The organism is Mycolicibacterium lutetiense, from assembly GCF_017876775.1.
GTDB lineage: Bacteria > Actinomycetota > Actinomycetes > Mycobacteriales > Mycobacteriaceae > Mycobacterium > Mycobacterium lutetiense.
This window is the reverse complement of record NZ_JAGIOP010000001.1, coordinates 998,458-1,021,544: the sequence shown is the minus strand read 5'-3', so window position 1 is coordinate 1,021,544 and position 23,087 is coordinate 998,458. Positions and strand designations below refer to the sequence as shown.

At 64.8% G+C, this 23,087-nt stretch carries 23 protein-coding genes; 8 read left to right on the top strand and 15 right to left on the bottom strand.

What is annotated here, in order from left to right; all coding sequences use genetic code 11:
• Positions 1-29: 29 nt before the first annotated feature.
• Complete coding sequence (locus tag JOF57_RS05005) at positions 30-557, top strand: AfsR/SARP family transcriptional regulator (protein ID WP_209914275.1); 528 nt, start codon at positions 30-32, stop codon at positions 555-557.
• A gap of 124 nt (positions 558-681) precedes the next feature.
• Here the strand turns inward: JOF57_RS05005 and JOF57_RS05000 are convergent, their stop codons facing one another.
• The 5 genes from JOF57_RS05000 to JOF57_RS04980 form a co-directional block, all read right to left on the bottom strand.
• Positions 682-1,293, bottom strand: coding sequence for a twin-arginine translocation pathway signal (locus JOF57_RS05000; protein WP_307869961.1), 612 nt, complete (start codon positions 1,291-1,293; stop codon positions 682-684).
• Positions 1,290-2,153: an Rv1363c family protein gene (locus JOF57_RS04995; protein ID WP_209914274.1), complete on the bottom strand. Its 864-nt coding sequence runs from the start codon at positions 2,151-2,153 to the stop codon at positions 1,290-1,292. Before JOF57_RS04995 ends, JOF57_RS05000 begins: the two co-directional genes overlap by 4 nt.
• 139 nt (positions 2,154-2,292) lie before the next feature.
• The gene (locus tag JOF57_RS04990; RefSeq protein WP_209915828.1) at positions 2,293-3,801 is read right to left on the bottom strand and encodes a FadD3 family acyl-CoA ligase; all 1,509 of its coding nucleotides are present in this window, start codon (positions 3,799-3,801) and stop codon (positions 2,293-2,295) included.
• Positions 3,802-3,813: 12 nt separating this feature from the next.
• Entirely contained in the window at positions 3,814-5,004 is a 1,191-nt protein-coding gene (locus JOF57_RS04985) for an amidohydrolase family protein (protein ID WP_209914271.1), read from the bottom strand.
• 79 nt (positions 5,005-5,083) lie between these two features.
• Entirely contained in the window at positions 5,084-6,655 is a 1,572-nt protein-coding gene (locus JOF57_RS04980; RefSeq protein ID WP_209914268.1) for an AMP-binding protein, read from the bottom strand.
• Positions 6,656-6,713: 58 nt separating this feature from the next.
• Between JOF57_RS04980 and JOF57_RS04975 the strand changes: the two genes are divergently transcribed.
• A complete protein-coding gene (locus JOF57_RS04975) occupies positions 6,714-7,430 on the top strand; it encodes an enoyl-CoA hydratase/isomerase family protein (RefSeq protein WP_209914265.1) in 717 nt (238 codons plus the stop codon).
• Between the two features lie 79 nt (positions 7,431-7,509).
• Here the strand turns inward: JOF57_RS04975 and JOF57_RS04970 are convergent, their stop codons facing one another.
• Positions 7,510-8,034 carry a VOC family protein gene (locus JOF57_RS04970; protein WP_307869960.1) on the bottom strand — a complete coding sequence of 175 codons (525 nt, stop codon included), beginning with the start codon at positions 8,032-8,034 and terminating at the stop codon, positions 7,510-7,512.
• Positions 8,035-8,134: 100 nt separating this feature from the next.
• On the opposite strand from JOF57_RS04970, the gene JOF57_RS04965 reads away from it, so the two are divergent.
• Both JOF57_RS04965 and JOF57_RS04960 read left to right on the top strand, forming a co-directional pair.
• Positions 8,135-8,566 carry a Zn-ribbon domain-containing OB-fold protein gene (locus tag JOF57_RS04965; protein ID WP_407666533.1) on the top strand — a complete coding sequence of 144 codons (432 nt, stop codon included), beginning with the start codon at positions 8,135-8,137 and terminating at the stop codon, positions 8,564-8,566.
• Between the two features lie 12 nt (positions 8,567-8,578).
• Positions 8,579-9,724, top strand: a complete 1,146-nt coding sequence (locus JOF57_RS04960; RefSeq protein WP_209914258.1) for a thiolase family protein — start codon at positions 8,579-8,581, stop codon at positions 9,722-9,724.
• Positions 9,725-9,803: 79 nt separating this feature from the next.
• Here JOF57_RS04960 and JOF57_RS04955 read toward each other — a convergent pair whose 3' ends face one another.
• Positions 9,804-10,409 (bottom strand): TetR/AcrR family transcriptional regulator, encoded by a 606-nt coding sequence (locus JOF57_RS04955; RefSeq protein WP_209914255.1) that lies wholly within the window; start codon positions 10,407-10,409, stop codon positions 9,804-9,806.
• A gap of 193 nt (positions 10,410-10,602) precedes the next feature.
• Between JOF57_RS04955 and JOF57_RS04950 the strand changes: the two genes are divergently transcribed.
• From JOF57_RS04950 to JOF57_RS04940, 3 genes are all read left to right on the top strand, one after another.
• Complete coding sequence (locus tag JOF57_RS04950) at positions 10,603-11,895, top strand: cytochrome P450 (RefSeq protein WP_209914252.1); 1,293 nt, start codon at positions 10,603-10,605, stop codon at positions 11,893-11,895.
• A 174-nt stretch (positions 11,896-12,069) separates the two neighbouring features.
• Positions 12,070-12,543, top strand: coding sequence for a hypothetical protein (locus tag JOF57_RS04945; RefSeq protein WP_209914249.1), 474 nt, complete (start codon positions 12,070-12,072; stop codon positions 12,541-12,543).
• 3 nt (positions 12,544-12,546) lie between these two features.
• On the top strand, positions 12,547-12,993 hold the full coding sequence (locus JOF57_RS04940) for an Rv2576c family protein (protein WP_234937716.1): 447 nt from the start codon (positions 12,547-12,549) through the stop codon (positions 12,991-12,993).
• Between the two features lie 74 nt (positions 12,994-13,067).
• On the opposite strand, the gene JOF57_RS04935 is transcribed toward JOF57_RS04940, so the two are convergent.
• On the bottom strand, positions 13,068-13,439 hold the full coding sequence (locus tag JOF57_RS04935) for a hypothetical protein (protein WP_234937715.1): 372 nt from the start codon (positions 13,437-13,439) through the stop codon (positions 13,068-13,070).
• Positions 13,440-13,654: 215 nt separating this feature from the next.
• Between JOF57_RS04935 and JOF57_RS04930 the strand changes: the two genes are divergently transcribed.
• The gene (locus JOF57_RS04930; protein ID WP_209914246.1) at positions 13,655-14,164 is read left to right on the top strand and encodes an Rv2253/PknI dimerization domain-containing protein; all 510 of its coding nucleotides are present in this window, start codon (positions 13,655-13,657) and stop codon (positions 14,162-14,164) included.
• A 94-nt stretch (positions 14,165-14,258) separates the two neighbouring features.
• Here JOF57_RS04930 and JOF57_RS04925 read toward each other — a convergent pair whose 3' ends face one another.
• Genes JOF57_RS04925 through JOF57_RS04895 form a run of 7 tightly spaced genes read right to left on the bottom strand, consistent with a single transcriptional unit; the run spans position 14,259 to position 23,079 of the window.
• Positions 14,259-15,998: an MCE family protein gene (locus JOF57_RS04925; RefSeq protein WP_209914243.1), complete on the bottom strand. Its 1,740-nt coding sequence runs from the start codon at positions 15,996-15,998 to the stop codon at positions 14,259-14,261.
• Positions 15,998-17,371, bottom strand: coding sequence for an MCE family protein (locus tag JOF57_RS04920; RefSeq protein WP_209914240.1), 1,374 nt, complete (start codon positions 17,369-17,371; stop codon positions 15,998-16,000). Before JOF57_RS04920 ends, JOF57_RS04925 begins: the two co-directional genes overlap by 1 nt.
• The gene (locus tag JOF57_RS04915) at positions 17,368-18,831 is read right to left on the bottom strand and encodes an MCE family protein (protein WP_209914237.1); all 1,464 of its coding nucleotides are present in this window, start codon (positions 18,829-18,831) and stop codon (positions 17,368-17,370) included. The genes JOF57_RS04920 and JOF57_RS04915 overlap by 4 nt, the downstream gene beginning before the upstream one ends.
• Positions 18,831-19,913 (bottom strand): MCE family protein, encoded by a 1,083-nt coding sequence (locus JOF57_RS04910; RefSeq protein ID WP_209914235.1) that lies wholly within the window; start codon positions 19,911-19,913, stop codon positions 18,831-18,833. Before JOF57_RS04910 ends, JOF57_RS04915 begins: the two co-directional genes overlap by 1 nt.
• On the bottom strand, positions 19,913-20,938 hold the full coding sequence (locus JOF57_RS04905) for an MCE family protein (protein ID WP_209914232.1): 1,026 nt from the start codon (positions 20,936-20,938) through the stop codon (positions 19,913-19,915). The genes JOF57_RS04910 and JOF57_RS04905 overlap by 1 nt, the downstream gene beginning before the upstream one ends.
• A complete protein-coding gene (locus JOF57_RS04900; RefSeq protein WP_209914229.1) occupies positions 20,935-22,212 on the bottom strand; it encodes an MCE family protein in 1,278 nt (425 codons plus the stop codon). The genes JOF57_RS04905 and JOF57_RS04900 overlap by 4 nt, the downstream gene beginning before the upstream one ends.
• A gap of 9 nt (positions 22,213-22,221) precedes the next feature.
• On the bottom strand, positions 22,222-23,079 hold the full coding sequence (locus tag JOF57_RS04895) for an MlaE family ABC transporter permease (protein WP_209914226.1): 858 nt from the start codon (positions 23,077-23,079) through the stop codon (positions 22,222-22,224).
• Between the last annotated feature and the right edge of the window lie 8 nt (positions 23,080-23,087).

Below are 23,087 nucleotides of genomic sequence, written 5' to 3'. Positions count from 1 at the left end.
GGACTCCGACCACGCTCGAGGATGCGTATATGTCCAAGCAATTCAGGCTGAACCTCCTCGGCGAGTTCACCGTGTACCGAGACCTGGAGCCGCTGCTGTTGCCGCCCTCGTGTCGCCGGGTGGTGGCGCTTGCCGCCGTGAAGCGCCGCGAGCTGCACCGCAGCTGGGTCTGCGACTTGCTGTGGCCGGGCAGCCCCCCGCACAAGGCGGTGTCCTCGCTGCGTTCGGCGCTGTGGCGATTGCGACCGATGGGCGCCGACGCGTTGCTCGTGGTGCGACACCAATACGTCAGCCTGGCGCCCGAAGTGACCGTGGACTGGCACGAGGCGGTCGCCTTGCACGAGGCGATGACCCTGATCGAAGGACGACCGGCGCCTACGGGCACTCAGCCGACCCTGCGCCGGCTGATACACACCGGTGACCTGCTCGAAGGCTGGACCGATTCCTGGTGCATCGCCGAGCGCGACCGCTACCGCGCCATCCAGCAATCTGTGCTGGACGCACCCGACACCGTCGCGCCGAGGCAGGCAACGCACTACGCGGGGTGCCTGCCATGAGCGCGTTACTGCTTGGCCTCGTCGTGGTCAGCACGGTGGCAACCGCGTTTGCGGTACACGAGCTGCAGACGTGGCTGGAGCGGTGGGAGTACGAGCGGCACGCTCAGGACTGACTACGCGCGGGCTACACCGGGTCGAACGACGAGATCAACCAGTTGCCGTCGATCTTGCTCATCCCCACTTTGACCGCGCTCGCGGTGAAGCTGCCGTTGGGATTCTCGGCGCTGGTCGTGGCCTGGTTGACGAACACCAACACCACCGCTGAATCGGGCTTGATCTCCGAGACCGCCGAGCGCACGACTGCTGCGTTGGTCTTGACCGCCTTCTGCTTGGCGGCAGGGGCGACGATTTCCTGGGTGAACTGGGTGTAGTACGACAGGAAATCCCCGGTCAGGTGCGACTTGGCGGCCGAGAAGTCCCGGTCGAGGCTGTCCGGCGCGTAGCTCAGCAGGGCCACGGTGCCATCGCTCGCGGCTTTGAGTACCGTCTCTGACGCCGACGGCCCGGTCTGCTGGTCGACGCGGTACTCCGCGAAGTACAGCCATCCGGCCAGAGCAGCCGACGCGATCAACGCCACGACCAGTGCCAGCGGGAACCACAGGTTCGTCAGGTTCCGGCGCCACCCTGACGTGGGCTCGTCAACCACGGTGTCGGTGACGTCCTCGGCCACCTCGGCCTCGGTCTCGACGGCCGCCTCGGTGTCTTCGATCTCAGTCTTCTTCAGATCCACGGTCACGGCACGAACTCGACTTTCGTCAGCTTGATCTGGTCACCTTCGCGGACCAGGTCAACGGCCACCCGCCACGGCCGGGCTTGCTTGTTGGCACCGGTGGTGTTGGTGACGTGGGTGTTGACCGCGACCAGAACGACAGCGTTGTTGTCGCTCATGGTGTCCACCGCGGCGGCGGTCACATTCGCCTCGGTCACTACCTTCGCGTCCTGGGCCAGCTTGACGAAGTCTTTCGCCTGCGCTTCGAAATCGTCCCGGAACTCACCCGTCGAGTTGTCCAGGATGTTCTTGACGGCGTCCTGAGCATGGTTGAAATCCAACGACATGAGCGTCACGACGGTCTGGCGGGCCGCGGCGGTGTATTCGGCTGCGAGTTGCTGACGATGCTCGGCTTGGCGGTGCTGCCAGATCATCAAGCCGCTGGCGACCAGCAGGCCCACGATGACGATCAGCGTCAGACAGCTCGCCAGCACCTTCCAGAACAGGCGCGATACCCGCACCCGCGGCAGGCGCCGGGACGACGTGCCGTCGACTTCTCCCCCGGCCCCCGGCTCGGCCCCATCGAGCGGCTCGGCCTCGACGCCGGTGGTGTCGGTGATCTCGGGATCGTCGGCATCAGTGGCGTCGACGGCGGCATCTTCGGCCACGGTCGGGTCCGCGTCCGCATCCCCGTCTGCGGCCGCCTGTTCTGCGGCGGCCTGGTTACGTAGCCGAATGGCGCGTGCCCTGGCGCGGGCGGCGGTCGCTACGGCCTCGGCCTCTGCGGCCTCGGCTTCGGCCTGCTCGGCCATTTCCAGTGCGCCGCCTGGCGACGCGTCATCTTCGCTAGTATCGAGTACCGGCGACGAAGGCTTGCGGGACGGCATGCCGACCTCCTGTCCGTTCAGCAGCCTGCTTAACGAGAATTACGTTATCAGTTTGAGGTAGTGACCCGAGAGTACATCATCCAAAGCAGGCGCATACATGGCCATCTACCTGCGGTAATGATGTTTTCAGGCTGTGCAGTTACTTGGCGTTGGCTGGCATTTCCCGCGCTTCAAGCTGGTTCTTCATCACCTTGCCGGTGGCGTTGAGCGGCAGTTCGTCGAGAAATGTCACAAAACGGGGCACCTTGTAGCCAGCCATACGCTCGCGGCTCCAGGCAATGAGATCCTCGGCAACGACAGCCGAGACCCCGGGCTCGTCCCGCAGCACCACGAACGCCTTGCCGACCTGGCCCATCCGCTCGTCGGCGACGCCGACGACAGCCACCTGCGCTACCGCCGGATGCTCCAGCAGGAATCCCTCGATCTCGGCCGGGTAGGCGTTGAAGCCGCCGACGATGAACATGTCCTTCTTGCGTCCGACGATCCGCAACCGGCCGGATTCGGTGAACTCGCCGAGATCGCCGGTGTGCAGCCAGCCCTCGGGGTCGATCGCCTCGGCGGTGGCCGCCGGATCGTCCAGATAGCCCTGCATCACGTTGTACCCGCGCACCAGCACTTCGGCATCGTCGGCGATGCGCACCTCGACGTTTTCGCACGGCAGGCCCGCGGTTGTCGCCACGTCCTCGGCCGAGTCGCCGGGTCGTGACAGCGTGACGTTGCCCGCCTCGGTGAGGCCGTACCCGGTCATCAATGTCTGAAACGGCAACTCGTCGCGGATGCGTCGAACCAGCTCCACCGGGATGTCGGCAGCACCGGTCACCCCGGCGCGCAGTGTCGCCAGGCGGTCACGGTCGGCGACCGCCAATAGCGAGTGATACAGCGTGGGCGGTCCCGGCAACATCGTGATGCGTTCGCGCTCAATCAGTTCCACGACACTGTCGGCGTCGAACACCGCGACCGGCAGCATCGTCGCACCGCGCAGGAAGGACGCCACCAAGCCGGCCTTCAACCCGAACGTATGGAAGTACGGGTTGATCATCAGATAGCGGTCACCCTCGCGCAGATCGGCGAGCGTGGCCCACTCCTCGTAGGCCCGCAGCGTCTGGCGATGGTTCATCATCGCGCCCTTGGGTCTGCCGGTGGTGCCCGAGGTGAAGATGACGTCGGAGACGTCGGTGGGCTTCACGTCACGGACGAACGGCGACCCACTGCTCAAGAAGTCCGACTTCAGGTCGATGGCGGGGACATCGAGATCGGTCCCGGACAAGGTGAAATCCTGTCCGAGAAAACCATTTTCGACCATTACCGCCTTGGCGCCGCTGCGGGCCACCACATCGGCGGCCTCGTCGGCCTTGAACCGGGTGTTGACCGGAACCAGGACGCCGCCGGCAGCCATGATCCCGAACGCGGCGATGATCCACTCGGCAGAATTGGGGGCCCAGACCGCGACCCGGTCCCCCTTCTCGATGCCGAACTCGACGAACGCACCCGATGCCTTCCGGATGCGCTCGACGACTTCGGTGAAGGACAGACGCAGCGGACCGTCGGCCCCGATCTGATTGTCGCCATAGTCGACGACAGCCTCGGCATCGCCGAATCGGTCCGCTGCACTCAGGACCATCGCGGGGATGGTCTGCTGCGCTTCGATGTGTCCGGCCCCTTAGGTTGTGACGAGGCGACCGAGGTTTCCACCCATGATCTTGGCCTGATCCTCAACGGTGAGGTGCTCAAGCGCGGTCACGTAGTGGGTCGGCTCGGCCAAGCCCTCCGGGTGCGGCCAGTCGGAGCCGTACAGCACCTGGTCGACTCCGATCAGGTTGATCAGATCGTCGATGCCCTCTTCGTAGAACGGGCTGACGTAGATGCGGTTCTTGATCTCTTCGATCGGGTTGCCCAGGAAGGCCTCGGGTGCCTTCTTGTACACCTCGGCCATCGAGTCGAGCAGCGGGAACATCCACTTCGACCCGGCCTCGACGACGCCGACCTTGAGCTTCGGGTGCCGGAACAGCGCGCCGTGAATCACCCACGAGGCCACCGCATCCTGGATCGGGCGCCACTCGTTGAGGATGTTCATCGCGTTGGTCTGGAAGGGCAGCATCTCCTGCACGGAGCCATCCCATTCCGAGGTGTAGCGCGAGTAGCCACTGTCGGACGAGTGCATGCCGACGAACACGTCGTACTCGACGCACTTCTGCCAGAACGGATCGAACTCCGGCAGCGCGAACGAACGCGGGCCGCGGAATCCGGGCACCGGCGCCGGGCGGACCAGGATGGCACGGGCGCCGCGCTTGACCGCCCAGTCCAGCTCTTCGATCGCCTTGTCGACCATCGGCAGGGTGATCACCGGGGTGGTGAAGATCCGGTTCTTGTAGTTGAAGCCCCAGACCTCGTGCAACCACTCGTTGAGCGAGTGGACGATGACGTGGATCGCGACCGGATCGTCGCGCAGCCGCTCCTCGATCAGGCTGGCCAGCGTGGGGAACATCAGGGTGCGATCCAGGCCGAGCTCGTCCATCAGCTCCAGGCGCGGCGCGGGCTCGAAGAAGGCGGGGATCGACTTCATCGGCTCACCGAACAGCTCGCGCTTGCTCTTGCCGTCGGGGTTGCCGAACTTGAAGTACTCCTCCCAGGCGCCAGGCTTGGCGACCACCGAGAAGGTGGGGTTCGGGATGTAGTTGCTGATCTGACCTCGGATGGCGATCTTTGTACGCCCGTTGATCTCGACGTACTGAATTATGTCCTTGTACTCCTTGGGGAGGTACGTGGTCAGCGCCTCCGGAGGTTCGTACAGGTGGTTGTCCGCATCGAACAGCGGAAACGGAATGTCGACCCTATGTGACAGTTGCCCCATGAAAAACTCCTTTGCAATTCACGAGAATCATATTCTCACTTTTCGGCTGCCGCAATGCCGAACTCGCCCCTGAGGCTGCTCATCGGCTGATTTCAGCAATCTCCTGCCGGATGACGAACTTCTGGACCTTGCCGCTGGCCGTGCGGGGAAAATCCTCGGCCTGATATAGCTCTTCCGGCCACTTCTGCCGGGCGACGCCACCGGAGTCGAAATGCGACCGGACCTCGTCGAGGGTCGGCATCGTTCCGCCGTCACGCACCCGGAGGACCGCGGCGACCCGCTCGCCCAACCGTGCGTCCGGAGCGGCCACCACGATCGCTTCGATCACGGCCGGCAGGCCCAGCAGCACCTCTTCGACCTCGAGCGCGCTGATGTTCTCCCCGCCGCGGATGATGAGATCGGTGGTGCGATCGGTGATCGTCAGGTAGCCGTCGTCGTCCAGTACGCCGATGTCCCCGGTGCGATACCAGCCGTCGGAGTCGAAATGCTTTGCGGTCAGGGCATCGTCGGTATAACCCAGGCACAGGTCGGGTCCACGGCTGAAGATCTCGCCATCTGGCCCGAGTCGGATCTCCACACCGGGACGCGCGTTGCCGTCGGTGTACAACCGCTTGTCCTCCGGCGCCCCCGCTCCCGACCCCGTGATCGACGGATGCTCGGTACTGCCGTACGAGCGGAATACGAAGAGCCCCAGATCAGCCAAGCGCCGGGTGACGGCCGCAGGCACCGTCGAGCCGCCCAGACCGACAGTGGTGAACCGGGCCAGATGGCGTTCGCTGAACTGCGGATGGTCCATCAGGCTGGTCACGAAGTACGGCGGTCCACCGCCGATCGACAATTCGTCACGCTCGATCAAGTCCAGAACCTTGCCCGGGTCCCAGACGTCGCACAGATCGATCGGGGCACCCTCCAACACCGGGATCAGAAACGCACCGAGCATGCCGATGAAATGCCCGACGGGCGTGGCGGTGAGCTGACGGCCCCGGTCCGGCGGGTAGTTCTCCAGCAACTGGCGGGTTTCGAAGCCCAGCGTCTGATGACTGTGGACGACCCCTTTGGGGTCGCGGGTGGTTCCGGAGGTGAAGGCGATCAGCGCCGGCGCAGCCGGATCCGCGGTCAGGGTTCCGCTCATCGGCTCGTCGGCAAGGAGACGGGCGAATGAAGCTTGACCCCCGTCACACTCCTCGCGCGAGCGCTCGTCGACCAAGCCCACGATCGGGACATCTGCGCACAGATCCGGCTCGAACTTCATCCGGCCGAACTGCTCGGTGGTGATGAACACCTTCGGCTTGGCCGTGGCCATGATGTGGCCGAGTTCCTTGCGTCCGTAGAAGTGCACGATCGGCACGGTCACCGCGCCGAGGAACGCCGAGGCCCAGAACGCGACCGCGGCCTCCATCCAGTTGGGTAGCTGCATCGCCACGACGTCACCGGGCCCGACTCCACGCTCTCGAAGTCCCGCGGCCAGGCGCCGGGCGGCGTGCTCGACCTCGCCGAAGGTGCCTTGGTACGGGCGGGTGGCGGAGTGCACGTAGAACCCGGCCTCGGGACTGGCGGCCAGACCGTCGGCCAGCATCTGGCCCAGGGTTTCGGGCCGCCACCAGCCTTCTTCGACGTACCGTTTGGTCAGCTCAACGGGGATGTCGCGCACAACGGTGATGTTATTCTCATCAGACGAGAATGCCAATCCCGGAACTGGAGAACGTTTGATGGTCGACCTCGAAATCGACGGCGCACTGGCGATCATCACGATCGACCGCCCACAGGCACGCAACGCCATCTCGCTGGACACCATGGATGCACTGAACAAGGCGCTGGATGGCGCTGCGGGGGCGTCCGCCCTGGTGATCACCGGTGGCGGCGACCGGGCGTTCGTCTCAGGAGGCGACCTCAAGGAGTTGGCGGCGCTGCGCACCGAACTCGAGGCTTCCGAGATGGCCTGGCGGATGCGCACGATCTGCGACCGCGTCGCGGGCTTCGACGGACCGGTCATCGCCGCGCTCAACGGACACGCCCTCGGTGGCGGGGCCGAGGTCGCGGTGGCAGCGGACATCCGAATCGCCGCCGATGACATCCGGATCGGCTTCAACCAGGTGGCGCTGGCGATCATGCCGGCCTGGGGCGGAGCCGAGCGGCTCGCCACCCTGGTCGGCCGCAGCCGCGCGCTTCTGCTGGCCGGAACCGGCCGCATCCTTGGTGCGCGCGAGGCCGAGCAGGTCGGTCTGATCGATCAGGTGGTCCCCCGCGCCGAGTTCGCCGAGACCTGGCGGTCGACGGCACAGTTGCTTGCCAGCCGCCAGGCCGGTGAGGTCAAGCGGGTGATCAACGGGGTGCCCACCACCGAGGCCGTTTCGGCATTCGCCCGGCTCTGGTGCTCCGACGAGCACTGGGCCGCCGCGGACAAGGTGATGAACAAAAACAAGTAGGCCCCTCTGGGGTAGCGAGTGGCCACCTGTCACACAGTCCTCGCGAAAACCCGTGTCAGAAGTGGCCACTCAGCCGATGTCAGCCACCCAACTCCCGGACCGGATCACTGCCATCCCAGTCGGCGGCCTGCGCGCGCACATACGCGGCCATGCCGGCCGAGGACTCGGTCAGCTCCATGATCTCGATGATCGCGGCCCCGGTCGGCGGTTCGAAGTAGGCGAAGCGCACGCCCTCCCCTTCCCCGCCCGACCACACCAGTGGCCAGCCGGTCTCGGCGAGGTTGGCCATCGCGGAATCGAAATCGTCTGCCCAATAGGCGAGTTGGTGAAATCCGCCGGTGCCGGAACCGCCGAGAAACTCGGTGAAGACACTGGGGGTGTCATCGAGTTGTTGAATCAACTCGATCTGCAGGTCACCGCTGTTGGCTAGCGCGAGGGACAGTTTCACCTCGCAGGGCGCACCCCGGTAGGTCACCCGCTGGGGGAGGTTGCGGATCACGAACCACGGGCCGACACCCATCGTCAACCAGCTCGCGATCGTGTCGTCCAGGTCGGTGACCACGTACCCGATCTGGCGCACCTTCCCCGGTAGAACATTGCTCACGCCGTCTCCCTCCATTCATCCCGTTTGAACTGCCCACGAGAGCCTAGCGAGAGGCGGTTCTCACTAGACGAGAATCACATTTCCGGTTATCGTCAGCGACGTGTCAACACAGATTGCTCTGGCGCCCGAGATCTCGACGTGGCCCGATGCCGAACCCCAGCTGATCGGCAGCCGCTGCACCGACTGCTCGGCCACCACCTTCCCCGCCCAGGCCCGCTGCCCGCGGTGCAGCAGTGGCAACACCGAACAGGTGAATCTGCCCCGGCGCGGCACCGTCATCGCCTGGACCACCCAGGGCTTCCCACCCGGCGCCCCCTACAAGGGACCCACCGGAAAAGCCTTCGTCCCCTTCGGCGTCGCCCTGGTCGAACTGGCCGACGACACCGGACCCGTCCTGCGCGTCGAAGGCCGCCTCACCGAAAATGACCCCGCCAAACTGCAATTCGGCATGGACGTCGAACTCACCATGATCCCGTTCACCACCGACGAAGAGGGCAACGAAATTGTCACCTTCGCCTTCCAGCCGGTGTAGAGAGGCAAGAATATGACCAATGATGTAGCCATCATCGGCGTCGGCCTGCACCCGTTCGGCCGCTTCGACAAGACCGCGATGCAGATGGGTGCCGAGGCAATCCAATTCGCGCTCGAAGATGCGGGCCTGGAGTGGAAGGACATCCAGTTCGGGTTCGGCGGCAGCTATGAGGTGTCCAATCCGGATGCGGTCACCCGCCTGGTCGGGCTGACCGGGATCACGTTCACCAACGTGTTCAACGCGTGTGCCACCGCGGCCAGCGCCATTCAGCAGACTGCCGACACCATCCGGTTGGGCAAGTACGACATCGGCATCGCGATCGGCCTGGACAAGCACCCCCGCGGTGCCTTCACCGACGACCCGGCCAAACTCGCACTGCCGCAGTGGTATGCCGAGAACGGTCAGTTCGTCACCACGCAGTTCTTCGGCATGAAGGCCAACCACTACATCCACAAGCACAACATCTCCGAGGAGACGCTGGCGCGGGTGGCCAACAAGAACTTCCGCAATGGTGAGCTGAACCCGAATGCGTTCCGGCGCAAGGAGATCTCGGTCGAAGAGATCATGGCCTCGCCGGTGCTGAATTACCCGCTGCGGCAGTACATGTTCTGCGCTCCCGACGAGGGTGCCGCGGCAGTGATCATGTGCCGTGCCGATATCGCGCACAAGTACACCGACAAGCCGGTGTACGTGCGGGCCAGTGAGATCCGCACGCGCACCTACGGCGCCTACGAGGTGCACGGCACCTCGGCGCCGTTGGACGAGGATCCGTCGCCCACGGTGTACGCGGCCAAGGCCGCGTACGAAGCAGCAGGCATCGGCCCGGAAGACGTCGACATCGCCCAGCTGCAGGACACCGACGCCGGCGCCGAGGTGATCCACATGGCCGAAACCGGGCTGTGCGCCGACGGCGACCAGGAGAAGCTGCTGCTCGAAGGCGCGACGGAGATCAACGGCACGATGCCGGTCAACACCGACGGCGGCCTGATCGCCAACGGCGAGCCGATCGGCGCGTCGGGCCTGCGCCAGATGCACGAGCTCGTACGCCAGTTGCGCGGCGAGGCCGGCGAGCGTCAGGTGCCAGGTAACCCGCGGGTCGGTCTGGCCCAGGTCTACGGGGCGCCGGGAACGGCCTCGGCCACCATCCTGTCGCTCTAGTTTCCCTGCGCGAGAAGACATGGAAGTACCCCGAAATACCAGTTTTGGGGTACTTCCGCGTCTTCTCGGCAGGGGGAAGTCAGGCCGGCAATTCGAGTGGCTGCGGTTCACCTTCCAGGCGTCGCAGCCAGTCCTCACAGAACTGCAGCACCTCGGCGTGACCCGCCGTCATTCCGAGGGCCTGCTCCATGACCATCACCCGCGAGACGCTGGCCGCGATGAAGGTCCACACGACCGGCGGCACCTCGGACGCGTCGACGCCGTAGCGGTGGAGGGCGGCCGTGATCGCCTCGGTCTCGGCGGTGCGAAACATCTCGGCGTAGCGGCCGATCTCAGCCCGCAGCGCCGGTCGGTGGTTGGCCAGGCCCATGATCTCCATCGTCAGCCGGGTCGCGCTCGGATCGATGCCCAGCCGCCACAAGGCCCACAACGGCTGCGGAGACTTCAGCACCTCGGCCTGAACGGCCAATCCCTCCTCGGCACGCCGGACGAACACCGCCAGAAACAGGTCGTCCATGGTGCGGAAGTAATAGTGCACCAACTGGGGTTTGAGTCCGGCCTGCTCGGCCACCCGCCGGGACGTGACCGCGACATACCCTTCCCCGATCATCAGTGCCTCGGCAGCGTCGAGCAGCACGACCCGGTTCTTCGCGTCTGGCGCCCCGATCCTTCGCGCCGATGCCATAGACCATCCTCCTTACGCCCTGTCCCCGACGACAGCGTCTCGGCGATCGTAACTTTCGCCCTGCCGCGTGACCTTGACCACGACTCAAGCGCCATGCTAAGCAGGTGCTCAGCAATTTCGAAAAATCTTCGCGCGGTACGGCCCGCCGCGAAACTACCGCAGCGCATATCGATTTCGGGAGGCAGCGCACACCATGAGCGATTCCAACACGACCGACTACGACACCGTCGACTACTTCACCGACCCATCACTGGTTCCCGACCCACACCCCTACTTCGACCACCTGCGCAGCAAGTGTCCGGTGGTGAAGGAACCGAACTACGGCGTCATGGCGATCACCGGGTTCGAGGAGGCCACCACGGTCCTCAAGGACACCGAGCTGTTCTCCTCGTGCATCGCGGTGGCCGGCCCGTTCCCGCCGCTGCCGTTCACCCCCGAGGGTTCGGACATCACCGAGCAGATTGCCGCGCACCGCTCCCAGATGCCGATGTTCGAGCACATGGTCACCATGGACCCGCCCGAGCACACCGACGCCCGTTCCCTGCTCAACCGGCTGCTCACCCCGCGCCGGTTGAAGGAGAACGAGGACTTCATGTGGCGGCTGGCCGACCAGTGTCTCGACGATTTCATCGCCGACGGCAAGTGCGAGTTCCTCAGCGCCTACGCGAAGCCCTTCTCCCTCCTGGTGATCGCGGACATGCTCGGCGTGCCGGAAGAAGACCACGAGGAGTTCCGCACGGTGCTGGGCGCGCCCCGGCCCGGGGCCCAGGTCGGCTCGCTGGACGGCGACCTGGTTTCCAGCAACCCGTTGGAATGGCTCGACGAGAAGTTCAGCCGCTACCTCGAAGACCGTCGCAAAGAACCGCGCGACGACGTGCTGACCGCACTCGCGACGGCGAACTACCCGGACGGTTCGGTACCGCCCATCATCGAGGTGGTGCGGTCCGCGACCTTCCTGTTCGCCGCCGGGCAGGAGACCACCACCAAGCTGCTCTCGGCCTCGCTGCGGGTGCTCGGCGACCGCCCGGACATCCAGCAGGCCCTGCGCGACGACCGCAGCCGCATCCCTACCTTCGTCGAGGAAGCCCTGCGGATGGACGCCCCGGTCAAGAGCCAGTTCCGGCTGGCCAAGAAGGACACGAAGCTCGGCGACATCGATGTGCCGGCGGGGACCACGCTCATGGTGTGCCCGGGTGCGGTGAACCGCGATCCGGTGCGCTTCGAGGACCCGCACACCTTCAGCCTGGATCGCAAGAACGTGCGCGAGCACATCGCGTTCGGCCGCGGCGTGCACAGCTGCCCGGGCGGCCCGTTGGCCCGCGTCGAGGGCCGGGTGTCGTTGGAGCGGATCCTGGACCGGATGGCCGATATCGCCATCGACGAGGAGTTCCACGGCCCCGCCGACGATCGCCGGTACACCTACGAGCCGACGTTCATCCTGCGCGGCCTCACCGACCTGAACATCACGTTCACGCCGGTGCGCTGACCTGCCGCTGATCGTCGCAAGATTCCGCGGATCTCGTCCTCCGACGTGTTTGTTATTCTCCAAAAGCGAGAATCACAATCTCGCTGACGAGGACGAGATTCCGGTTTCGGCACGGTGAAGCCTGATCTCGTTCTATAGTCAGCCGACCAGTGCCCGATCCGTGGAGGTGTGCCTGTGAAGTCCAGCTTGATCCGCGTGGCGATGAGCGCCGCGCTGGGGTTGGGGACAGCAATCGCCTTGGCACCACCGTCATCTGCGATGTATTTCGGCAACTACAACCTCAACATGCCGGATCGCCGCGATTTCCATACCTGGATCTGGTCGGCGATCACGCCCTGCCACGAACCCGGGACCGACACCTGGGTGAAGGACTGCATCACCGTCATGACCATCCCGCAGCCGGTCGCCAAGGCGGTCCCCAACCGTGCCGACGCGAGACTGATCGACGGTCGATACACCTTGACGATCGATGAGTTCTACGGCCTGCGGTGCGGGGACATCTACTACGGGCCCACGATTCCGACCCACGACGTGTACTCGTGGGATGCCAACACACTCGCGGGCGAAATGGTGTCCTCGTTCGATGTCGGTTGCGACGGCGCCCCCGGCGGTTCCTTCACCTACCCGTTCACCCTGACGAGGATGTGATCGATGCGCGACTGGATGAGCCGACCCCTGACCATGGCGACGGCGGCCACGCTGGCCGCCGGTGCAATCGCCACCGCCGCACCGGCATTCGCCGACGATCCGGCGCCGCCCGGCCCGCCGCTGCACCACGTGCAGTACACGGTGACCGCTGATGCTCCGTACTGGGCCCACATCTACTACCGGGACAGCGAGCCCGCGATGTTCTCGGATTACAGCCACAATCCGTACGAGTTCAGCCCGAGGGCCGACGTGGACATCGCGCCGGACAAGCCGTGGGTGCTCGACGCGATGCTCGCCAATCCTGATCTGTGGGCCATGGTCCTGGTGCAGAGCGGTGAGTCACCCAATCTTCCGACGCCCAGGTTCAACTGCACATTGGCCGTCGACGGCGTCGTCGTCAAGACCAACAGCGGCCCCAAGGGCGCGCTGTGCTCGATCCGGAACTGGTAGGCCGCAGCTCACAACCAAAATGCCTGGGGGCGACGCTAATCGCGTCGCCCCCAGGCATTTCTCAAGCGTCGGGCTCAGGCATCGCCACGAAGCCAGCGCGTCTCACCGTTCATCGGCACGCAGCTCAGGAACAGCCCGTCCGGGGCCTGGGCCACCGAGTTCTGTTCGTTGATGCACAGGCTGTTCTCGTCCCGGATCCCCACCATCGGCGGGGACCGGAACCACCGCGGCTCATAGCGCCGCGGCGAGCCGCAGAACACCAACCGGCCCCACCCGTTGCGCGCGTCCACCCCGAACACGTAGTAGGAGGTGTTGTCGCACGGCGCGCCGAGCACCGCATTCGGGTTGATGCCCGGCGTGCAAAACGCGTCATTACATGTCTGCGGACCCGCATTCGCCTGCGGAGCACCCAGCATCCCGGCGACAATCATTGAAGCGGTCGCCATCACCGTCACACGCACGTTGTTACTTTCGCATAGCTGGAAATCAAACTCTCAGTTTTGGAGAATATTACTACGATTGAGCCGCCGCAGTTCTCGCCAGGCCGATCCCCTGACGGGTTGGCCTGGTCGAATCCGTCGTGGACCACACGTTGATAGTGATATTCTCCGAAACTGAGAACAAGGCTACCAATACCTCATGTGGGCCAGAAGGAGCATTCATGTCAGCATCCCGGGTGGGTGCCGGTGCGGTGAGTGTCGCCGCCGCGGCGTTGATCGGCCTGAGCGGTGCCGCCCCTGCCGGCGCCGCCGAGCAGTGGGGCATCAACGGCACCTTCGCCACGTCGTCCAACGGCGAATGGGCCAAGATCAACGAACGCTACGAGAAGCAACCGTCGACCCGCAGCAACTGGACCATCTCGACCCAGTGCATCTCGCCCACCGAATGCAGCGGCACGGTGACCAGCGACGCAGGTTGGACCGCACCGGTCTACACGACCAACGGCCTCTGGTACATCAAGCGGGTCGTACCCAACTGGCGCTTCTGCGCCGATGGCACGCCCATCGAGGGCATGCAGGTATACAAGTTCTACCCGGTGGGCTTCGACGGGCACGTAGACCCTGCCTCGACCGAATACGCCGGCGAGGACGTGACCAAGGGCCCCAGCGGTTCGTGTGGGCGTAATCAGTGGCCCGCCGTGCGGATGCCGTTCTACATGAGGCCCGCTTAGCAGCTGACAGCATCACGCCAGCACCAAAGCTGAAGACAGACAAAAGAACTGGCCCCGGGCTATTGCCCGGGGCCAGTTCTTTTCGCACGATCCGCTACGTCGGCATCAGGTCCTGCCACGACTTGGGTGTGGACACCAGATCCGTCTGCTTGTAGAGATTGCCGTCGCTGCCCATGTACTCCCCGGTGCGCGGGTTGTACTTGGCGATCGCCACCGACGGCCCATGGCCGCCGCCGTTGAACGCGCTCGGCGCCACGCCGGGCTGTGCGGGCAGGGGAAACTCAGGCGCATCCGGGAACACCCCCTGCCCATGTGGGACGGCCGGAAGCTCGGTTGCCTGCGGTTGATCCGCATCGGGCACGGGCACAGCATTGGGATCACCTGGAGGTGGGGGCGGCACGCCGGGCACCGGCGGCTCCAGGTACATCGGCTGTCCCGGCAGCAGCGAGCCTGGACCCGTGCCGGCGAAGTTCGGCGCCGGCTGCGGTTCGGGCGCTGCACCCGGCGGCGGAGCCGTCGCCCCCGGCGGCAGCGGCGTTCCACCGAGCGGCCCGAAGATCTTCTCGTCCGGCAGGACCCGGGTGTCCGGGGGCACGCCCTGGGCGATCAGGCTGGGGTCGAGTGGGTACGGGCCGAGTGCATGCTGACGCTGCGCGATCGGCTGGAACCCCTTGGGGTCGTTGCACAATTCGACCGTGGGAGCCCGCTTACCCGGATGTTCCATACACGGGTAATTGCGCGCACCGCGCACCCCGATCGGCGAATCCTGCGGCAACTTGCAGTAGATGTCGTCCGGGGTGTCGATCACGGTGGTGTCTGCCGGGGAGCGCCAGGCCGACGGCGGCAGGAATCCCACTGTGCAGGTCGGCGGATCACCCAGGCCCAGCGAGAAGTCGGCCATCGGCAGACCGCTCGTGTTATTGGTGTGCGCGTAGGTCTGCAGCTGAGCGACGTACGGCGGCAGCAACACCAGCAGTTGCTCGATCGACGGGTTGTAGGTGACGGCGATCTGGCCGAATGTGGTCAGATTCGCCAGCAGGATCGGCAGGGTCGGCTTGATCTGCTCGAGCAGCTTGGTGGTCTCCTGGGCGAAGCCCGGGCCGTTACGCAGCAGCGATCGCACCTCGGGATCGTTGTCGGCGACCTGCCCGGTAATACCGGCCAGGCTCGCCGCCCAGGTTCGGATCGAATCGGTGGTCTGGGCCTGTGCATCGAGGAAGGGCTTCGAGTCATCGATCAACGCCCGCGTCTGATCGGACACGGCGTTGGAGTCCCTGGTAATCGTCGATGCCGAGTCCAGCAGCGAACCGAAGTCGTAGCCGGTGCCGTTGAAGGCATTGTAGGACTCGTCCAGCAGCTGGCTGAGCTTGTCCTTCGGGATGGTGTCCATCAGCGCGCTGAGCTGATCCAGCATCGGACCGACCTGCTGCGGGATCTTGGTGTCCGACATTGCGATCACGGAACCGTTTTCCAGGTAGGGACCAGAGTTGGTGTGCGGTAACAACTCGACGTACTGCTCACCTACCGCCGACATGCTCCGGACCTCAGCCGCCAGGTCGGCGGGCACCTTCGGGGAGCGATCCAGGGACAGCGTCGCCTCGGCGCCCTTCTCGGTCAGCTCCACCGAAGTGACCTTGCCGATCTGGGACCCGCGATAGGTGACATTGCCGAACTGGTACAGGCCTCCGGTCGCCGGCAGTTCCATCTTCACGGTGATACGACCGATGCCGAGCAGTGTCGGCAGCTGCATATAGGCGAACAACATCACCGCCACACCGACGACCGAGGCGACGGTGAACAGAATCAGCTGAATCCGGATAAAGCGGGTGAGCATTACCCACCACCTTCTGTTGTCGATGGAGTAGGTGGTGTCGGTGGCGCCGGCTGTTCAGCGGGAGCCGAACCGCCTTGCTGCGCATAGGGTCCCGCGAACACCGATGTCGACCCGCCGGACGGGGCCACCGGCTGCGGCATGCCACCAGGCATGGTCATCGGTGCCGGTGGCACCACCGGGAGCACCGGGCCGGAATAGGTCGGCGCCGGGAGGTCCGGCGGGGGCGGCGCGTCCGGCGCCTCCGGAAACGCATCCGGCGGCGGCGGGGCGACACCGGTCTTGAGCGGGTCGTAGGTGTAGTTCAGATAGCTCGGATCCCCAGGCACCGGAACGTTTTGCGCGTCTCCCTGCTCCCAACGGGTTCCCATCATCAGGCTGCGCTTGAGATGCGGGACAGTCATGTCGAAGTAAGCGAACAGGTTGTAGTAATCGCCGCGGATCACCCGATCCATGAAGCTCTGGGTGAACGGGAAATGCGGCGCGTATTCGAGTACCGAAGCCAAGTCCGGCCCGACATTCGCCAAGGCCTTCAACGCCGGCTCCAGGTTCTTCAGATTCCTGACCAGATCGGCCTGCGACTCGTTGACGAACTGGTTGGCGGTGGCACTGAAGGTACCCAGCTTCTGCAGCGCGGTGGTGAATCTCGGCCGCTCCTTGATCAACACGTCGAGTGCCGGCGGAATCTTCTCCAGCGCACGGGTGATGACATCGCGTTGTCCGGCGAAGGTCGAGGCCAGGTGGTTCAGGCCCTCGATGGAGGCAACGATGTTGTCGCGCTGCGCATCCAGAGCGCCCACGAACGTGTCCAGCCGGGTGAGCAGGTCACGGAAATCAGTTTCCCGACCATTGATCGCGGCACTGAAGTTGTGGATGACATCACCCATTTGCCCCAGACCGCCGCCGTTCACCACGGCGGCCAGCGAGGACAACGTCTGCTCCGTCGTCGGATATGTCGACGAGTTGTTCAGCGCAATCGTCGCTCCCGGCGCGAGTTTCCCGTCCGGAGCCTGGCCAGCCGGCGGGTTGATCGCCAGATGCATCGAGCCCAGAAGGCTGGTCTGCCCGATGCTGGCCACCACGTTGGCCGGCACCACGATACCCGGCTTCACCGAGAACTCGACGTCGGCGTGCCAGTCCTTCACCGACAGGCTGCGCACACTGCCGACAACGACGTCGTTCATCATCACCGGTGAATTCGGTTCCAGCGTCGCCACATTCGCGATCTCGACGTGGTAGACGCTGGAGTCCGCACCCCGGCCCACCGCCCCGGGCAGGGGCAGCGAGTTGACGCCCTGGAAGGCGCACCCGCTGGTGGTCAGCGCAACGCAGGATCCGACGGCGATCGCCAGTCGTACCGGCTTTCCCCTGATCATGCTGGTGGCGTCCCTTCTGCTGGTGCGGGTGCTGGTGCCGCCGGGGCTTCGGCGGCCAGTGGACCGGGTGCGGGTCCAGGCGGCGGTCCCGGTTGCCCACCAGTCGGATTGAGCATGTCCGACACCGTGTTCGGCATGTTGGGCGGGTAGAACTCTCCACCCGGCAGCAGCTGCTGGGCCCCTGGCGGCGGCACCCCGGGCTCCCGGCCGGTGAACGGCGGAGGCGGCTCGGGACCAGGGTTGTAGGCCGAGATCGCCGGCGGACTCTCGGGAGGAGTCGGCGACCCACCAGTGCCGCCGGGCATCAGACTCGGCTCGGAGTACACGATCTGCTCAGGACTGGCCGATGGCATCAGGTAGGGGTCGATCGGGAACGGTAGGTAGTTGAAGTTGAGCAGCCGCAACGCCGGCCCGAGATACTGCGAGCAGAGTTTCGCCGTCTCCGGTGCGGTGGTGTTCTCGACGGCACCGATGGCGCCGCAGATGAACTCGACCGGGTTGGAGAAGTTGTTCATCACGAACTGGCCGACGGCGCTGCCGGAGTCCGGGTTGTAGATGTTGTAACCGTTCATGAACGCGTTGGGTGCGACGTGAAGCAGTTGCTCGATGTGCATCTTGTTGTCGACCAGGATCTGGGTGACATTCGCCAGCCGCTGCACCTGCTCAGAGGTCTGATCCCGACTACCCGCAACGAACCGCTGTACCTCGACAACCGCCACCGACAAGTTCGTCAGCGCCGCGTCGAGGTCGGACCGGCCGCCGTCGACCACGCTGGTCAGCGTGGCCAACCGGTTCTGGAACTGCACCACCTGTTGGTTGCTGTCTCGCAACGCGGTCATGAAGGCCTGCAGGTTCTTGATGATGTCGACGATGTTGCCGCTGCCCTCGGCCAGGACCCGGGCCACGCCGGACAACTGCGAAATGGTCTGGCGCAGTTTGTCACCGTTGCCGGCCATCGCGTCGGCCGTGCTGTTGATAAACCGCGACACCGACGTCCCGTCGACGCCACTCTGCGGTCCGAGGTCGGTGGACAGCCGCATCAGCTGTTCCTTGACCTGATCCCACTCGACCGGAACGGCGGTGTGGTCCAGGGCGATCACCGCGTCGTCGGCCAGCGTGGGGCCACTCGACCGGTACGCGGGCGCGAGCTGCACATAGCGTGCGGCGACCAGGTTCTGCGCCACGATCACCGCTTTGGCATCCGCGGGGATCGGCACGTCATGGTCGACCTTGAGGGTCACCCGGGTCTGCGTGCCCTCCGGCTTGATCGACTCGATCGTCCCGACCTTGACGCCGGAGACCCGGACATCGTCACCCGGGTACACACCGGTGGCCGAAGTGAACAGTGCCGAGATGGTCTTCTGGCCGAAGAAGGTCTGACGCAACAGCACGGCCGCGCCGACCACCAGCAGCGCCACCAACGCCACCGCAAGCCACTTACCGAGACGACTGCGGTTCATCAGCGTGAACCTCCGGGAATTCCGTTGTAGGGCAAGGGCAATTCGGCACGCGGGCCGGCATTGTCGGCCGGCTGACCGGCATTCGTCCCGCGCCGGAACCCGAACGCGTAGTCGAAGAACGGCTGCAGCAGCTGAGCCGGCTGCAGGTTGGGAACGTAGGCGTTGTAGTACGCCCCGTTCGCCAATGTCTCAGCCTGGGACAACTGGAACTTGTTCAAGTTCGGCAACGCCTTGCTGATGTTGTCGCGGTTGCGTTCCAGCATCGCGGTCACCGAGTTGAGCCGCTTGAGCGTCGGCGCCAGTTGCGCCTCGTTGTCGGCGACGAGCCCACTGAGTTGCTGCGAGACAGCCGCGGTGTTCGCGAGCAGATCGACGATGGCCTGGCGCCGGTCATTGAGCACACCGAGCAGATCATTGGCGTTGAGGATCAACGTGTTCAGCTGATCGCTGCGCTGAGACAGCACCACCGTCACGTCGCTGGCGCTCTTCAGCAGGCTGGCCAGACTTTCGTTGCGGCCGTTGATCGATTTCGACAGCCGGCTCAGACCGTCGAATGTCGGTCCCAGCTTGGGCGCGACCTGGTCGATGGTCGCCGAAAGCGTGTCCAGGGACTGGTTCAGCGACGCCGTATCGGTGCCTGCCGAGTTCGTCGTCAAGTCGCTGACCGCGTCGGTCAGCGAGTACGGCGACGACGTGCGCGAGGTCGGGATCACGTCGGTGGTGCGTAGTGAACCACTGCCGTCTGACTCCAACGTCAGCACCCGCTCACCCAACAGTGAACCGGTGCGGATGTGCGCGGTGGTCAGCGACCCCAGTGGGTACTTGCCCTCCGTGGTGAAGGTGATCAACGCGTCACCGTTCTCCAACGACACGTCGGTGACCGCACCGATCTTGATCCCCGACAGCGTGACGTCATTGCCGACGGTGATTCCGCCGGCCTCGCTGAACAGGGCCTGGTGACGCACCGAGGATGCCCATTGTTGCAGCCGCTCGGGCTGTAGCCCGACGGCGATGATGAGCATCATCAGCACGACGCCGATGAAACCCGCCTTGATCAGATTTGATTCACGGTACTTAAGCATCAGGGCTCCGCGCACCTCCCGCCTTCTTGTTTGATCATCGGGAAGTGCGCAGTGCGCCCCTGCAGATCGGTGACACGGATAGCAAGTCCGCAGATGTAGTACATGATCCAGCTGCCGTAGGAACCGAGCCGAGCCAGTTTGCGGAAGTTGTCGGGAGCCTTCTGCAGGCCCCGGTCCAGGACGATCTGGTGGTCATCGAGCAACGGAGCCAGCCGATTCATCTGATCGACCGTGCCCTTGAGCGGTGGACGCGCCTCGGTGAGCAGACTTGCGAGCGAAGCGGTTCCGTTGTCGAGTTGGGTCACCGCCGTGCCCAGCGGGTCACGATCCTGCGACAGGCCGCTGATCAACTGCTCGAGCCGGTCGACGGTTCCGTCGAACTTCTTACCGTCCTTGGCCAGGGTTCCGACCACCGAATTCAGGTTGTCGATCAACTGCTGGATCACCTGGTCGTTGTTGGCCAACGTATTCGAGAACGACGAGGTCTTGCTCAGCAGCGAATCCAGGGTCTCGCCCTGTCCTTGGAAGATCTGAATCAGCGAGGACGTCAACGCGTTGACGTCCTGGGGGTTGAGACCCTGGATCACCGGGCGCAGTCCACCGAGCAACAGATCGAGGTCGAGTGCACTGGCGGTGCGGTCCTTGGGGATCTGCGATCCGGCAGGCAGCAGTTTCGTCGATCCGGGGCTGTCGATCAGTTCCAGGTAGCGGTCCCCGACCAGGTTCAGGTACCGAACCGCGACGTTGGTGCTGGTGGTCAACGCGACATTGCGGTCGGTGTCGAAGTCGACCCGAACCGACTTGTCCGGTTGCAGCGAAACATCTTTCACCGTGCCGACCCGGACCCCGGCAACCCGAACCGAGTCGCCGGCCTCCAGCCGTGAAGCATCACCGAAGACCGCCGAGTAGCCCGAGTAGGAACCGCCGCGGTACTCCGAGAACGTCATGAACAGGAAGGCCGTGAGGACGGACATCACGACCGCGAAGGACGCGAACTTGATGAATGTGCTTCTGCCGCGGGTCATCCCGGTTGTCCGATCTGCATGGTGTTACGCGGCGGGCCGTCCAGCGGGCCGAACAGCGTCTGCTTCAGGCCATCGGAGTTCAACAGGATGCCCTGGTTTCCGTACTTCCACGGGTTGGCGTTGGTATCCGTGACGAGGTACTTGGCCTTGTTGCCGAATCCGATGTACGGCAGGCCCATGCAGTGCGGACCGCCCTTGGCTGCCACCTTCGGCAGGTTCTGCGGGTAACGGTAGCGCTCGATGCCCAGCGTGAATGCCACGTTGACCACGACACCGGGTTCCGGCTGCGGCGGCGTGTGGGCCATGTAATTCATGCCCTTGAGGCCGCATTCGATTCCGGGCGCGTACTCGTTGAGTAGATCGGTGGTGGGTACCAACACGTTCAGCGTTTTGCTCAGTGCCTCACGGTTGCCGCCGATGACCTCGTTACCGGCGTCGGCCAGGCCGATCGAGCTGATCAGGAACGTGTCGAGGTTCTGCTGCTCGTCGACAATGCTGTCGCTGAGGCGGGTGGTGTTGTCGAACGTCTTGAGCAGATCAGGTGCCGCGTCACCATAGGCCTTCGACACCGCGGCCATGGCTTCGATATCGCCGGTCAGATTGGGCAGGCTGGGCTCGAGTTTCTCCAACACGGCCTCGAAGTCGGACAGGGACTGCCCCATCGCCTCGCCGCGCCCGGAGAAGGCGGACGACAGCGCGCCGAGGGTCTCGTTCAGCTTTACCGGGTCGACCTTGTTCAGGACATTGGTCAATTGCTGGAAGACCGTGTTCATCTCGACCGTGACGTGATCACCCTGCAGGGTCTGGCCCGGGCGGAGCTTGTCAGACGACGGGTTGTCCGGCGCGACGAGCTGGACGTACTTGGCGCCGAACACTGTGGTCGAGGCGATGTCGGCCTGAACGTTGCCGGGGATCAGGTGCAGCTGTGCGGGGTTCATCGCCAGGTGCAGCACGGCCTTGCCGTCGGCGCGGTGCTCGATCGAGCTGACGGTGCCGACCTGCACGCCACGCATCTTGACCTTGGCGTCCGGGTTCATCACCAGGCCCGCACGGTCCGAGATCAGCGTGACCGGCTCGGTCTTGGTGAAGCTGCCGCGGAACAATGCGACGGCCAAGCCGAAGATCAGGCCTATCGCGACCACGGTCGCCAGGCCGGCCAGTGGCCGCGCCGAGCTGCGCGCACCGAAGCTGCGGCCGGGGCGTGCTGCCACCGGCGCTGCGGTACTTGTCGTTTCGGACCGGTGGGCTGGACCCGGTCCAATATTCTGCGTCAAGTCTTCTCCCTAACCCGACAGGTTGAAGTTGCCGTTGGAGCCGTAGACGGATAGTGACACCAACAGGGTCACCGAGACCACGACGATGAGCGACGTACGTACAGCGTTGCCGACTGCCACCCCGACCCCGGATGGTCCGCCGGAGGCGAAATAGCCGAAGTAGGTGTGGATCAGCAGGATGGTGATGGCCATCAAGACGGCCTGCAGGAACGACCACAGCAGGTCGATCGGATTGAGGAACGTCGTGAAGTAGTGGTCGTACAGGCCGCCCGACTGCCCGAGCAGCACCACGGTGGTGAACTGGGAGGCCAGGAACGACAGGATCACTGCGATCGCGTAGAGCGGGGTGATGGCGATCATCCCGGCCACGATGCGGGTGGACACCAGGTATTCGACCGGCCGGATCGCCATGGCTTCCAGCGCGTCGATTTCCTCGTTGATCCGCATGGCCCCGAGCTGGGCGGTGACGCCGGCGCCGAAAGTGGCGGCCAGGCCGATACCCGCCACCACGGGCGCGGCGATCCGGACGTTGATGAAAGCGGCCAGGAATCCGGTCAGCGCCTCGATGCCGATGTTGCCGAGCGAGGAATAACCCTGGATGGCCAGCACACCGCCGGTGGCCAGCGTCAGGAAGCCCACGATCACGACGGTGCCGCCGATCATGGCCAATGTGCCTGCGCCCATCGAGATCTCGGCGATCAGCCGGATCAGTTCCTTGCGGTAGTGCATGGCCGCGTGCGGAGTGCCTGCCAGCGCCTTGAGATAGAACAGCGTGTGATCGCCGACCCGGCTCAACGTCGACACCGGCTTGTTGAACTGCCTGGTCACCCGTGGATAGGTCGACCGCAGGATGGTCATGGTTCCCATATGTTCGC

Excerpts from the sequence above, each read along its gene's own strand:
- JOF57_RS05005 (WP_209914275.1), top strand. The coding sequence starts at position 30 with ATGTCCAAGCAATTCAGGCTGAACCTCCTCGGCGAGTTCACCGTGTAC.
- JOF57_RS04995 (WP_209914274.1), bottom strand. The coding sequence starts at position 2,153 with ATGCCGTCCCGCAAGCCTTCGTCGCCGGTACTCGATACTAGCGAAGAT.
- JOF57_RS04985 (WP_209914271.1), bottom strand. The coding sequence starts at position 5,004 with ATGGGGCAACTGTCACATAGGGTCGACATTCCGTTTCCGCTGTTCGAT.
- JOF57_RS04975 (WP_209914265.1), top strand. The coding sequence starts at position 6,714 with ATGGTCGACCTCGAAATCGACGGCGCACTGGCGATCATCACGATCGAC.
- JOF57_RS04960 (WP_209914258.1), top strand. The coding sequence starts at position 8,579 with ATGACCAATGATGTAGCCATCATCGGCGTCGGCCTGCACCCGTTCGGC.
- JOF57_RS04955 (WP_209914255.1), bottom strand. The coding sequence starts at position 10,409 with ATGGCATCGGCGCGAAGGATCGGGGCGCCAGACGCGAAGAACCGGGTC.
- JOF57_RS04950 (WP_209914252.1), top strand. The coding sequence starts at position 10,603 with ATGAGCGATTCCAACACGACCGACTACGACACCGTCGACTACTTCACC.
- JOF57_RS04940 (WP_234937716.1), top strand. The coding sequence starts at position 12,547 with ATGCGCGACTGGATGAGCCGACCCCTGACCATGGCGACGGCGGCCACG.
- JOF57_RS04935 (WP_234937715.1), bottom strand. The coding sequence starts at position 13,439 with ATGGCGACCGCTTCAATGATTGTCGCCGGGATGCTGGGTGCTCCGCAG.
- JOF57_RS04930 (WP_209914246.1), top strand. The coding sequence starts at position 13,655 with ATGTCAGCATCCCGGGTGGGTGCCGGTGCGGTGAGTGTCGCCGCCGCG.
- JOF57_RS04925 (WP_209914243.1), bottom strand. The coding sequence starts at position 15,998 with ATGCTCACCCGCTTTATCCGGATTCAGCTGATTCTGTTCACCGTCGCC.
- JOF57_RS04920 (WP_209914240.1), bottom strand. The coding sequence starts at position 17,371 with ATGATCAGGGGAAAGCCGGTACGACTGGCGATCGCCGTCGGATCCTGC.
- JOF57_RS04915 (WP_209914237.1), bottom strand. The coding sequence starts at position 18,831 with ATGAACCGCAGTCGTCTCGGTAAGTGGCTTGCGGTGGCGTTGGTGGCG.
- JOF57_RS04910 (WP_209914235.1), bottom strand. The coding sequence starts at position 19,913 with ATGCTTAAGTACCGTGAATCAAATCTGATCAAGGCGGGTTTCATCGGC.
- JOF57_RS04905 (WP_209914232.1), bottom strand. The coding sequence starts at position 20,938 with ATGACCCGCGGCAGAAGCACATTCATCAAGTTCGCGTCCTTCGCGGTC.
- JOF57_RS04895 (WP_209914226.1), bottom strand. The coding sequence starts at position 23,079 with ATGGGAACCATGACCATCCTGCGGTCGACCTATCCACGGGTGACCAGG.